Below are 13211 nucleotides of genomic sequence, written 5' to 3' on the forward strand. Positions count from 1 at the left end.
GTAACCGCTGACCTTGCGACGGCTGCGCAGCCGGGCGGGAGCAAGCTCCCTCGCCACAGAAGACAACCGCTTGACCGGCCAGACTTGCATCTTGCCACCCACGCCCGCATAACTTGAGCCATGAATCTGCCCATCCCCAAGGACGCGGCCCTGGCAGGCTTTCACCCCGCCGTCAGCGCCTGGTTCAGCAAGACCTTCCCGACGGTCACCGCCGCCCAGGCCCGCGCATGGCCGCTGATCCGCCAGCGCCGTTCGACGCTGATCGCCGCACCCACCGGCTCCGGCAAGACCCTCACCGCGTTCCTCGCCGTGCTCGACGACCTCGTTCATCGAGGTCTGGAAAATCCCGACGGCCTGCCCGACGAAACCCTGGTGGTCTACGTCTCGCCATTGAAAGCACTGTCCAACGACATTCGCATCAACCTGCAAAACCCATTGGCCGGGATCACCGACCACTTGCGGCAGATGAATCTGCCCGAGCTGGCAATCACCACCGCCGTGCGCACCGGCGACACCCCGCAAAAAGACCGTGCGGCCATGCGCAAGACCGCGCCACATATTCTGGTGACCACCCCGGAATCGCTCTACGTGCTGCTCGGCTCGGCGTCGGGACGGAAAATGCTCGGCACCACTCGCACAGTGATCATCGATGAAATCCACGCAATGGCCGCCGGCAAACGCGGCAGTCATCTGGCCCTGAGCCTTGAGCGACTACAAGCGCTGTGCGCCGAACCGCTGACCCGCATCGGATTGTCTGCCACGCAGAAACCGGTGGAAGCCGTGGCGCAGTTCCTCGTTGGCCATGATCGTACCTGCGAAATCATCGACATCGGCCATGCGCGGCCTCGGGATCTGGGCATCGAAGTACCGCCCGTGCCGTTGTCGGCAGTGATGGCCAACGATGTCTGGGAACGGGTTTACGACCGACTCGCGGAACTCGCCCGCACACATCGCACCACGCTGATTTTCGTCAACACCCGGCGCCTGGCCGAACGCCTGAGCCGACACCTGAGCGAACGCCTTGGCAAACCTGCCGTAGCCGCGCACCACGGCAGCCTGGCCAAGGAATTTCGCCTCGACGCCGAACAACGGCTCAAGCGCGGCGAGCTGCAAGTGTTGATCGCTACCGCTTCGCTGGAGCTGGGCATCGATATCGGCGAAGTCGATCTGGTCTGCCAGATCGCCTCCCCGCGCTCCATCGCCGGGTTTCTGCAACGCGTCGGCCGTTCCGGGCACCAGGTGGGCGGTACGCCCAAGGGCCGTCTGTTCGCCACCACCCGCGATGATCTGATCGAATGCGCAGCCCTGCTCGACTGCGTGCGCCGAGGCGAACTCGACACCCTGCACATCCCGGTCGCGCCGCTGGATGTACTGGCGCAGCAGATCATCGCCGAAGTCAGTTGTCAGGAATGGTCGGAGGACGCGCTGCTGGCGATGTTCCGCAACGCTTCGCCCTACCGCGATCTCGACGAAAAACACTATCAGGCCCTGCTGAGCATGCTCGCCGAGGGCTACAACGGCCGCCAGGGCATCCGCAGCGCCTACCTGCACCGCGACGCCGTCAGTCGCACCTTGCGGGGCCGTCGGGGTTCACAACTGACCGCCGTGACCAGCGGCGGCACGATTCCCGACAACGCCGACTACAGCGTGATGCTTGAGCCGCAAGGCCTGAACATCGGCAGCGTCAACGAAGACTTCGCCGTGGAGAGCATTGCCGGTGATGTATTCCAGCTCGGCAACACGTCCTATCGCATCCTGCGCGTGGAAGCCGGCAAGGTGCGTGTCGAAGATGCCCACGGCCAGCCGCCGACCATTCCGTTCTGGCTCGGCGAAGCGCCGGGGCGCAGCGATGAATTGTCATCGGCTGTCGCACGCCTGCAAGCGCAGCTCGATGAACTGCTCAGCGCCAGCCCCGGCAATCTGCAACCGGCGCTCGACTGGCTGACGCACAGCCTCGGCCTCAACCTCGCCAGCGCCGAGCAACTGGTCGAGTACCTGGCCCGGGCCCGGCAAACCCTCGGCGCACTGCCCTCGCAAGACACGCTGCTGATGGAGCGTTTTTTCGACGAGTCCGGCGGCACGCAATTGATCATTCATTCGCCGTTCGGCAGTCGCGTCAACCGCGCCTGGGGCCTGGCCCTGCGCAAGCGTTTCTGCCGCACCTTCAACTTCGAATTGCAGGCCGCCGCCAGCGAAGACGCGATCGTTCTGTCGCTGTCCACCAGCCACAGCTTTGAACTCGATGACGTCTGGCGTTACCTGCACAGCAACAGCGCCGAGCACATCCTTATTCAAGCGGTACTCGACGCACCGCTGTTCGGCGTGCGCTGGCGCTGGAATGCCGGGGTGGCGCTGGCATTGCCGCGTTTTACCGGCGGGCGCAAAGTCGCGCCGCAGTTGCAGCGGATGAAAAGCGAAGACCTGATTGCCAGCGTGTTTCCCGACCAGATCGCTTGCCTGGAAAACCTCGCCGGCGAACGGGAAATTCCCGAGCATCCACTGATCGAGCAAACCCTCGACGATTGCCTGCATGAAGCGATGGACAGCGAAGGCTGGCTGAATCTGCTGCGGCGCATGGAGCGTGGCGACGTGCGCTTGATCAGTCGCGATCTGCCGGCGCCCTCGCCGCTCGCGGCAGAAATTCTCAGTGCGCGACCGTACAGCTTTCTCGACGATGCGCCACTGGAAGAACGTCGCACTCAGGCAGTGATCAACCGGCGCTGGAGCGATCCGCAATCGACCGATGACCTCGGTGCACTGGATGCGGACGCGATTGCCGCCGTGCGTGAAGAGGCGTGGCCAACGCCGAACGCTGTGGATGAAATGCATGAGGCGCTGATGAGCCTGGCGTGCATCAGCGAGGCTGAAGTGCAAGCGAACGAAGGTTGGCGTGCATGGTTGGAAACGCTGACCAGCAGCGGTCGCGCCTGCCGTTTGCAGATCGATTCAGAGCGTTGCTTGTGGTTGGCCCGCGAACGCCTGACCTGTCTGCAAGCACTTTATCCACAGGCCAAACTGCAACCAGAGCTAGAGGCATTGCCGGGATTCGACGACGCCTGGACGTTCGACGAGGCCTTGGTCGAAGTAATCCGCGCGCGCCTCGGTGCTTTCGGCCCACTGCCGCTGCCCGCCATCGCCGAACCACTCGCGCTGCCCACCGCTCAAGTCCATCAGGCCCTCGCGCAACTGGAGCGCGAAGGTTATGTACTGCGCGGCCCATTCACACCGAAGCTGAAGGTCGAGGAATGGTGCGAACGCCACTTGCTTGCGCGCATCCACCGCTACACGGTCAAGCGCCTGCGCCGGGAAATCGAACCGGTCGCGTTGCAGGATTTCATGCGGTTTCTGTTCGACTGGCAGCATCTGTCGCCCGCGACGCGCGGCCAAGGCAGCGCCGTGTTGCCAGCGATTGTCGGCCAGTTCGAAGGCTACGCGGCGGCCGCTTCGGCGTGGGACAGCGACATTCTTCCGGCACGCCTCAAAGACTACTCACCGAGTTGGCTGGATGAGTTGTGCCGCAACGGCAAACTGGTGTGGACGCGCCTCAGTGCCCGGCAGAAAGTCAGCGGCACAGCGTTGCGCAGCACGCCAATCGTGTTGCTGCCGCGCAGTCAGGTCGGTTTGTGGAGCGCGTTGGCCGAACAGACGCCGGTGAGCGAACTGTCGCCAAAAACCCAGAAGGTCTTTGAAGCGCTGAGTCAGCACGGCGCGCTGTTTTTTGACGAGCTGATTCATGAAGCGCACCTGCTGCGTACGGAGCTGGAAATCGCCTTGCAGGAACTGGTCGGCGCCGGCCTGGTGAACGCCGACAGCTTCGCCGGCCTGCGTGCGCTGATCACTCCGCCAAGCAAGCGCCAGCAGCGCAGCAGCCGTCGCGGGCGCGGGGCATTTGTCGGTGGAATGGATGATGCCGGGCGCTGGGCGTTGCTGCGGCGCGGGGCCGCTGTGGATAACAGCGAAACCCTGGAGCACGTCGCGATGACGTTGTTGCGGCGTTACGGCGTAGTGTTCTGGCGCCTGCTCGAACGTGAGGCGGATTGGTTACCGAGTTGGCGTGAGTTGCTGCGCACGTTTCATCGGCTGGAAGCGCGCGGCGAGGTTCGCGGCGGGCGCTTTGTCAGTGGTTTGGCGGGCGAGCAGTTTGCCTTGCCTGAGGCGATTGCGTTGTTGCGCGAAGTACGGCGACGGCCGCATGACGGCAGTTTGGTCGCGGTGTGCGGGGTCGATCCATTGAACCTGGCCGGGACGTTGTTGCCGGGCGTGAAAGTGCCGGCGTTGGTGAGTAATCGGTTGGTCTATCGGGATGGTTTGCCGGCGGCGGCGGAGATTGCCGGTAAGCAGCAGTTTTGGCTGGAGCTGGATCAGCCGGAAATGTCTGAGATACGAAACAAGCTTATTCAGCACCGATAACCTGTGGCGAGGGAGCTTGCTCCCGCTGGGCTGCGCAGCAGCCCCAACAACATTCAACCCGGTATAACCGAAAGAACTGATTGGCAGTTTTTGGGGGCGCTTCGCACCCCAGCGGGAGCAAGCTCCCTCGCCACAAATGGTTCGGGTTGATACCGGTGCTATGGAATTCGAACCTGATCCGCTACCCCCTCCTGCTGCCGCTTCGGCAACAAAACCTGCTGTGGATAAGTCTGCGCGAAGTGCACCACCGGGCTGTTATCCACAAGCTTTTTCAAGCGCTGGTTGAACGCCCGGCTCACCGCATACTGCCCACCCGAGACCGTGCGGAACTGTGCCGTCAGCACCACGCCGTTCAAATCCATTTTGTCCACGCCAAACACATCCAGCGGCCCTTGCAGGTTGTACTTGAGAAACGGGTCTTCGCGGATCGAATCACCGGTCTCGCGGATCAGCTCGATGGCTTTATCCACATCCGTGTCATAGGTGAACTGCACCGAGAAAAACGCAAAGGCAAACTGCCGCGATTGGTTGGTCACCGCTTTGATCTGGCCGAACGGCACCGAGTGCACAAAGCCTTTACCGTCACGCAACCGCAGCGTGCGAATGGTCAGCCCTTCAACCGTACCGGCATGCCCCGAATCCAGTACGACCCAATCACCAATCGACAGGGTGTCTTCGATGATGATGAACAACCCGGTGATCACGTCCTGCACCAGTTGCTGCGAACCGAAACCGATGGCCAGACCGACCACCCCGGCACCGGCCAGCAGTGGCGCAACGTTGATCCCCAGATTGGCCATGGTGGTGATTGCGCAAATCACCACAAGGATAATTTTGATCGCGTTGCGCAGCAGCGGCAGGATGGTTTTCACCCGCGTACTCGGTTGCCGCGCCGCGCGCTTGTTGAGCGGCGGCTTCAGCGCTTCCTGAATCGCGGTGTCGAGCACCACCCACAGCAGCCACGTGACCAGGAAGATCAGGCCGATGCTGCTCAGCGCGTTGCTGATGGCTCGTCCGACCGTGCTGCTCTGGGCAAAATCGAGCAACGACACGCCCCAGATCCGCCCGAGGATATCGATGAAGGCAATAGCGATGACGATCCGCAGCAAGGCATGCAACAGGCTGAGAAAACGCTCTTTGTAGGCGCTGCTGCGCTGGATCGCCTCGGCTTTTCGTGACTTGAACAGGTGTTGCAAAATCGTGCTCAGGAACACCGTGCCGATCAGCAATACCGTGGTCAACAACGCGCAGCGCAGGGCTTTCTGATTGTCCTCGCCGATGCCGATCAGATTGACCGCCGAGACCAGCACCATCAGCACGATTGGCCAGTACCACAGCCCCGAAAAAATCCGCAGCGACTCCTGCAACGAAGGTTGTTTCAGCCGCTGACTCAGCGAGCGATTGCGGATCAGATGCGCCACCGGCCGACGCAGGCGAATCACCAGCAAGCCGAAAATGATCGAGGCGATCAGCCCGGTGAACACTGCAATGCTGCTGGTGATATTGCCGCCCAGTTGCCGGGCGATCTGCGGGCTCGTCAGCGCATCGCTGAGGGCGGCGAGGAAACCGATCAGGAACAGCGGCCGGGGGCAGTAGTTGCGGATGATCCGTGCCGCCGGACGTTTATGGCCGACGTTGAACATCACCACCACGCACAACAACATCGAGGTGGAAAAAATGCCGCTGCTGGTGGCGTAGGCCAGACACAGCGCCAGCGCGCGGCCTACCGAAGCTTGCAGGAAATGGCTGACGTAGAGGGTCAGCGGCAGGCAGATCAGTGCTGGAATGGTGTAAGGCAGCAAATATCCAATCAGATCCTGACTGCGCTGACGGGTGCGGAACCAACGGCCCTCACGCAGGCGTTTGGCTAACAGGCTGCCGAGCACAGTGAGCAGCGCGAAACTGCCGAGCCAGGTGCCGGACAGCGAGAGGAAATCACCGGCGACGCTCCAGCCCGAGCGGTTCGACGGTTGGTTGACCAGTTTGTCGACTTCATCGGCGGCGCGATCGGCGCGCAGGCGCCAAGCGTCGACCAAGTGTTCGTTGAGATCGAGTTTGTCCTGGACGTCATCGATGCTCGAACTGATCGCACCGAGCAGACCACCCTGCACAATCGGTTCAGGTTTGTCCGCTTCTTCGGCGGCGGCCGGAACACCCGGCAATACCGCGGCGTCGATTTCACTGGCGCCGAGAAACAGCAGTGCTCCCAGCAGAATGGCGATCCTGAACTTGACCAAAACTCCGATCTCCCTTGGCTGAACCTGTAAGGAACTGATCGGTAATTGCACAGCAAGTTCAAGAGCGCCCTCACCCCAGCCCTCTCCCGGAGGGAGACGGAGCTGACCGAGTTGCCTGCGAGAAGTACACCGACTTGCAAGTCCGGAGTCGAATTCAAGTTCTGGAAACCATAAAGACCAGCTCCCTTACCCCTTGTGAGGCGAACTCAAACCCTGAAAACCATGCAGATCTGCTCCCTTCCCCCTCGCCCCCCTTTGGGGGAGAGGGTTGGGGTGAGGGGGAGCGCTGTTGATCTTCGCCTTGGACGTGACCGTCCGTAACGCCATCGAAACTTTCCCGAGCCGCCCGCAGTCATCAAAAGATACCGGCAACACGAGGACTTTCGACGGAGGGCGGCATGGCAACGATTCACATCGGTATTTCCGGCTGGCGCTACGCACCGTGGCGCGGGGACTTCTACCCCAGGGGACTGGCACAGAAACGCGAATTGCAGTTCGCTTCGCGGGCGGTCAACAGCATCGAAATCAATGGATCGTTCTACGCGCTGCAACGGCCCGAACGCTATGCGCAGTGGTACGCCGAAACGCCCGACGACTTCATTTTCAGCGTCAAGGCGCCGCGCTTCATTACCCACATCCGTCGCTTGCGCGAAATCGAAAAGCCCTTGGCGAACTTCTTCGCTTCCGGGGTGCTGGAACTCAGGGAAAAACTCGGGCCGATCCTTTGGCAATTTCCGCCGAACTTCAAATTCGAGCCTGAGCGCTTCGAACATTTTCTTGCGCTACTGCCCCACGACACCGAAGCCGCCGCCACCCTCGCCCATCAGCACGATCCCCACCTGCATGGCCACGCCAGCATGAAAGCCTGGCGCAAAAAGCCGCTGCGCCATGCCGTGGAGATCCGCAACGAAAGCTTTATTGACCCGGAGTTTGTGCGCCTGTTGAAACGCCACAACACCGCACTGGTGATCGCCGACACTGCCGATAAGTGGCCGTACCGAGAAGACATCACCAGCGACTTCATCTACTTGCGCCTGCACGGCGCCGAAGAACTTTACGCCAGCGGCTACACCGCACCAGCCCTCAAACACTGGGCCGAGCGCATCGACGCCTGGCACCACGGCGAGCAACCGAAGGACGCGCACCTGATCGCTCCACGCCTGAAGCCCCGCGCGCGTAAAAGCCGTGAAGTGTTCTGCTATTTCGACAACGACATCAAAGTCCGCGCGCCCTATGACGCGCGGGAGTTGCTGCAGCGTTTCGAGCTGGATAAAGACCTCGCCACCGCCCCGGGCGAACCCGCTGGCGAAGGAGTGTTGGCATGAGCATTCCGGAACCGGTCGGTTTCACCGATGAAGGCTCGGTGGTCGCGCCGTCGGTGCGCACGTTCACCGTACTGACGGTCAATACCCACAAGGGGTTCACCGCGCTCAACCGGCGCTTCATCCTGCCGGAGCTGCGCGAGGCGGTACGCAGCGTCGCCGCCGACGTGGTGTTCCTGCAGGAAGTCCACGGCACCCACGAACAGCATCCCAAGCGCTATAACAATTGGCCAGCGATGCCGCAGTACGAATTCCTCGCCGACAGCCTCTGGCCGCAGTTCGCCTATGGGCGCAACGCGGTGTACCCGGAGGGCGATCACGGCAACGCGCTGCTGTCGAAATTCCAGATCATTCGCCACGACAACCTCGACGTGTCGATCAGCGGCCACGAGAACCGTGGCCTGTTGCATTGCGTGCTGCGCCTGCCCGGTGACGGCACCGAAGTACATGCGATTTGCGTGCATCTGGGCCTGCGCGAAAGTCATCGCAACGCCCAACTGGATTTGCTTATGCAACGCCTGGCGGAGTTGCCCGACGACGCGCCGGTCATCGTTGCCGGCGACTTCAATGACTGGCGCCAGCGCGCCGATGCACAACTCAAACCCTGCGGCCTGCGCGAAGTATTCGCCGAGCATCAGGGCAAACCGGCGCGCAGTTTTCCGGCGCGTCTGCCAACGCTGCGGCTCGACCGCATTTACGTGCGCAACCTCAAGGCCAGCCAGCCGACAGTCCTGGCCAACCGTCCCTGGTCGCACCTTTCCGACCATGTCCCGTTATCGGTAGAGATCGAACTATGAGCAGCGCGCCGCTGGAGAAATCCGCCGTGGAACCGATCGCCATCAACCCGCCGATCCGCGAGCCCGGCCACGTTGATGTCGAGTACAACTGGCAAGGCAACAACCATGTGCAATTGCTGGAAAACGGCGAGGAATATTTCCCGCGAGTATTCGAAGCCATGCGCGCGGCGAAGAGTGAAATCCTCCTCGAGACCTTTATCGTTTTCGAAGACAAGGTCGGTGCCGAGCTGCAGGAGATTCTGATCGACGCTGCCCGGCGCGGCGTGCGCACCACCGTCAGCCTCGACGGCTTTGGTTGCGGCGAATTGAGCACCGGTTACCTCGCCGCACTGAGCGAGGCCGGCGTGCATCTGCAAATCTTCGATCCGGCCCCGAAACACTTGGGCATTCGCACCAACTGGTTCCGCCGTTTGCACCGCAAGATTGTGGTGGTCGATGGCCTGATCGCGTTTATTGGCGGAATCAATTTTTCCGGCGATCACCTGAGCGATTTCGGCCCCGAAGCCAAGCAGGACTACTCGGTGGAAGTCCAGGGTCCGGTCGTCGCCGACATCCACCACTTTGCCCTGCTGCAAAGCGGTCGTCCCGGACGCGCACGCTTCTGGTGGCAACGCCGGCGCCAGCGTCGCGCAGAAATGGCCTTCACCGATCACGACGGTCAGGTGCGTCTGGTGTTCCGCGACAACGATCAACACAGCACCGACATCGAAGACATTTATTTACAGGCGCTGCGCCGCGCCAAACGCCGGGTGGTGATCGCCAACGCCTACTTCTTTCCCGGTTATCGTTTGCTGCGGGAAATCCGTAATGCGGCACGGCGCGGGGTCGAGGTACGCCTGATTCTGCAGGGGCAACCGGACATGCTGGTGGCCAAACTGGCGGCGCGCATGACCTACGATTATTTGCTCAAGGCCGGGGTGCAGATTCACGAATACTGCCAGCGCCCGCTGCACGGCAAAGTGGCGCTGGTCGACGAAGAGTGGAGCACGGTCGGCTCAAGCAATCTCGACCCGCTGAGCCTGTCGCTGAACCTGGAAGCCAACGTGCTGATCCGCGACCGCGCCTTCAATCAGCATTTGTTCGAACGCCTCGAAGACCTCAGCCAAAACCACTGTAAAGCCATGGACCCCAGCAAGTCGCCACGTGGTCGGATCTGGCACATGACTGTGGGTTTTCTGGTGTTCCACTTTTTGCGGCATTTCCCGGCGATGGCCGGTTGGCTACCGGCGCACAAACCTAGACTGAAGCCATTTCGAGGGAACCGCTCATGAGCCATACCGAAGCACACCCGAGCGGTCATGCGACACCTGCGACTCACTCGAAATGGAGCCGCTGGAAACGTCCGCTGACGCTGCTGTTTTTCCTCGCGCTGATCGTGTTGCTGACGATGTTCGCCACGCGCATTGAATGGGCCGAAGTGCTGGAAACCCTCGCCGACTTCAAGGTGCGCACGCTGATCATTGCCGCCGGCCTGACCTTGCTGAGTTTTCTGACCTACGCCAGTTTCGACCTGATTGGCCGCACCTACATCCGGCAGGATCTGACCTGGAAACAGATCCTGCCGGTGGGAATCATCAGCTACGCGTTCAACCTCAATCTCAGCGCCTGGGTCGGCGGGATTGCGATGCGCTATCGGCTGTATTCGCGCCTGGGCGTGAGCAAAGGCAACATCGCCAAGATTCTTGGTTTGAGCCTGGCGACCAACTGGTTCGGCTACATGACCATTGCCGGCGTGGTATTCAGCAGCGGTCTGGTGCGGATGCCGCCGGGCTGGAAACTGAGCAGTGATGCGTTGCAGGGAGTCGGCGTTTTATTACTGCTGGTCAGCGCCGGATACCTCGCGGCGTGTCAGTTTTCCAAACGCCGCGAGTGGTCGATTCGCGGGGTGGAAATCAACTTGCCATCCTTGCGCATGGCGATCCTGCAATTGCTGCTGGGCGCATTGAACTGGTCGCTGATGGCGGCGGTGATTTTCACCTTGCTGCCGAGCAAACTGGATTATCCGTTGGTGCTGGGGGTGTTGCTGATCAGCGCGATTGCCGGTGTCATCACCCATATTCCGGCGGGGCTTGGGGTGCTGGAGGCGGTGTTTGTCGCGCTGCTGCAACACGAGGCTTCGCGCGGCAGTCTGGTGGCGGGGTTGCTGGCGTATCGGGCGATTTATTTTCTGTTGCCGTTGTTGATTACGGTGGTGATGTATCTGGTCGTGGAGGCCAAGGCCAAGGCGCTGCGGATCGAGAAGAAACCCAGACATTAGAATCGACATCAAAAGATCGCAGCCTTCGGCAGCTCCTACAGGGAGAGTACATTCCAAATGTAGGAGCTGCCGAAGGCTGCGATCTTTTGATCTTCAGGATTGAATAATGCTCAACCGTTCACCCACGACCATCTCGGTGATCCAGTCCACCAGAATCGAGGTGTAAGCCTGCTGCGACACCGGTTCGCTCAGCGCATGATCAGCGCCATCGATAATCCTGTGCGTCAATGAATGCGTCTGCTGGCACGCGGCGCGGTAACTCATGATCGTCGCATGGGGCACGTAATCGTCGGTTTCCGATTCCACCAGCAACACATCCCCGGTGAATTGCGAACAGGCATGCAGCGCCCGATTGGTGTCGGCGCGGATCAGCGTATTGCGATAGTCACGCAGGTCCGCCTTGTCCAGATCACGCTTGGGCGTGTGCCATTGATCGTCGCGATACAGCGCTGGCACGCGCAACGCCAGCCAGCGCACCGGGCGCAACGAGGTCAGGATCGAAGCCAGATAACCGCCGTAACTGGTGCCGACCACCGCGATCGCCGAGGTGTCGAGCGCCGGATGCGCAAGGAGGCGATCATAGGCCGCGAGCAAGTCTCGTAGATTGTCTTCGCGAGTCACGCGGGTCAGCGGTATTCCGGTGCCACCGGTATGCCCGCGCAAGTCGAAGGTCAGACACACGCAACCGAGACCGGCGATGCCTTTGGCGCGCTCAAGGTCGCGCTCCTGGCTCCCGCCCCACCCGTGGACAAACAACACCCCCGGCACTTTCGATTTGGGACTGAGAAACGTCCCGCTCATCTGCTCATCATCAATGTCGATTTGAATGCTTTCGCTTCTAGCCGTCATAAGATTTGACCGTTACGTATTTGAGGAGAAATTCACTGTTCTCAGCCGGCCCGCGATAGACCTCAATGGCGTCCGCCGGCAGCGGCTGAGCGCTGTAGGTTTCCACCGAAGAGACACGAATCGCGCGCATCCCCGGATCGTTGACGAAGCTTTGCAGCGCCGCGACCTCGGCACTGCTGGCACCGCCCATGCGCCACGACTGCTCAAGCACACCACTGCGGGATTTGCCATTACTGTCCAGGCCTTGGGCGATGTCGTAATTGCGCCGCGAAGCGTAAAAACGCGGATAGGCTTCATCCGCCGCACTGTCGAATACCTGTGCCTGCTCGATGGCCAGGCGCACATCGTCAGGCAACTCCAGCGCCAGCAGTTCCTCGTAACCACCCTGCACCACCAGCAAGTTCGAGCCACCGTAGACGTCTTCGCCGTGAGCATCCTTGGTCAAGTATTGATCACCGCAGTAACTCAGCACCTTGCCGCCGATGAATGACTGGCCGACGCTGTGGGTGAAGACCTTGCTCAAGTCCTGCTCCAGCACCACGCCCTCGCTGAATTGTTTATCGATGCCGGGGCGGGCAAGGATTTCGTCGAAGGCGTCGAGGCTTTTGATCACTTCCTGACCGCGACCGGCACAGGCGTGCACTGGCTTCATGCGTATCGGGCCGCTGTACAGCAGATGCTCGGCGGCGGGGCGCGCATCTTCCAGGGCAAACACGCTGAGACCATCCAGCACCACATTGCGCACGCGCTCGGAAAACAACGGCGACCAGCCTTGCGGCGCATGAGCCAGATGACTGCGCAATCCGTGGCTGATGGCTTTGGTGCAGATGAAGTCGTGCTCGACAAAACCGCCCCACAGATCCTCCGGGCCGTTGATGCCGAGTTGCTGAGCGCTGGCATTACCGACGATGGTTTGCGTCGGTAGCAGATACAGCTCACGACCACGATGTTTGTCCGGATCGTAACTGCCGCCGAATTTGCATCCGAGAATCTGCGCCAGCCAGCGCGCCAAGGCCTTGTTGGTCTGCACCTCATGCTGCGGCGCGTCAGGGCGCACCGAGTGGGCGACGACGATTTTCTTGCGAGGTGTCGGGGTCATGCGTCGCCCTTCCATCGGTTCGATGACTGTAGCGATGAAAGGTGCAGAGATCAGGCCAACGACCGCTCCGGGAAAACCCTCGGCCAATCAAAAGCTTGGTGGAATCGTGCTGGCACCGCGCCTGTTTCATTCTGCACGACCGGGCGCAAAACCCCAGCAAATTGCACGATCTGTAAACCTGCAGAGTTAATGTGGGAGCGAGCCTGCTCGCGAAGGCGTCGTGTCAGCCGACATCAAACG

General features: G+C 61.2%; 9 protein-coding genes. 6 read left to right on the forward strand and 3 right to left on the reverse strand.

What is annotated here, in order from left to right:
* Positions 1-120 precede the first annotated feature (120 nt).
* Positions 121-4410, forward strand: a complete 4290-nt coding sequence (locus tag BK670_RS01205; protein ID WP_123448296.1) for a DEAD/DEAH box helicase — start codon at positions 121-123, stop codon at positions 4408-4410.
* A gap of 158 nt (positions 4411-4568) precedes the next feature.
* On the opposite strand, the gene BK670_RS01210 is transcribed toward BK670_RS01205, so the two are convergent.
* Positions 4569-6647, reverse strand: coding sequence for a mechanosensitive ion channel family protein (locus BK670_RS01210; protein ID WP_123448297.1), 2079 nt, complete (start codon positions 6645-6647; stop codon positions 4569-4571).
* 398 nt (positions 6648-7045) lie between these two features.
* On the opposite strand from BK670_RS01210, the gene BK670_RS01215 reads away from it, so the two are divergent.
* The 4 genes from BK670_RS01215 to BK670_RS01230 are packed head-to-tail and all read left to right on the forward strand — an operon-like array spanning position 7046 to position 11023.
* A complete protein-coding gene (locus BK670_RS01215) occupies positions 7046-7972 on the forward strand; it encodes a DUF72 domain-containing protein (RefSeq protein ID WP_123448298.1) in 927 nt (308 codons plus the stop codon).
* On the forward strand, positions 7969-8766 hold the full coding sequence (locus BK670_RS01220) for an endonuclease/exonuclease/phosphatase family protein (RefSeq protein ID WP_123448299.1): 798 nt from the start codon (positions 7969-7971) through the stop codon (positions 8764-8766). The genes BK670_RS01215 and BK670_RS01220 overlap by 4 nt, the downstream gene beginning before the upstream one ends.
* On the forward strand, positions 8763-10037 hold the full coding sequence (gene clsB, locus BK670_RS01225) for a cardiolipin synthase ClsB (RefSeq protein ID WP_123448300.1): 1275 nt from the start codon (positions 8763-8765) through the stop codon (positions 10035-10037). Before BK670_RS01220 ends, clsB begins: the two co-directional genes overlap by 4 nt.
* A complete protein-coding gene (locus tag BK670_RS01230) occupies positions 10034-11023 on the forward strand; it encodes a lysylphosphatidylglycerol synthase domain-containing protein (protein WP_123448301.1) in 990 nt (329 codons plus the stop codon). Before clsB ends, BK670_RS01230 begins: the two co-directional genes overlap by 4 nt.
* Positions 11024-11116: 93 nt before the next feature.
* On the opposite strand, the gene BK670_RS01235 is transcribed toward BK670_RS01230, so the two are convergent.
* Positions 11117-11872 carry an alpha/beta hydrolase family protein gene (locus tag BK670_RS01235; protein WP_123448302.1) on the reverse strand — a complete coding sequence of 252 codons (756 nt, stop codon included), beginning with the start codon at positions 11870-11872 and terminating at the stop codon, positions 11117-11119.
* On the reverse strand, positions 11862-12971 hold the full coding sequence (locus tag BK670_RS01240) for a DUF3182 family protein (protein ID WP_123448303.1): 1110 nt from the start codon (positions 12969-12971) through the stop codon (positions 11862-11864). Before BK670_RS01240 ends, BK670_RS01235 begins: the two co-directional genes overlap by 11 nt.
* Here BK670_RS01240 and BK670_RS29450 point away from each other — a divergent pair.
* Positions 12970-13161 (forward strand): hypothetical protein, encoded by a 192-nt coding sequence (locus BK670_RS29450; protein ID WP_148046998.1) that lies wholly within the window; start codon positions 12970-12972, stop codon positions 13159-13161. The two genes, BK670_RS01240 and BK670_RS29450, sit on opposite strands and share 2 nt — an antisense overlap.
* The last annotated feature ends 50 nt before the right edge of the window (positions 13162-13211 follow it).

Source organism: Pseudomonas fluorescens (assembly GCF_003732425.1).
GTDB lineage: Bacteria > Pseudomonadota > Gammaproteobacteria > Pseudomonadales > Pseudomonadaceae > Aquipseudomonas > Aquipseudomonas fluorescens_BE.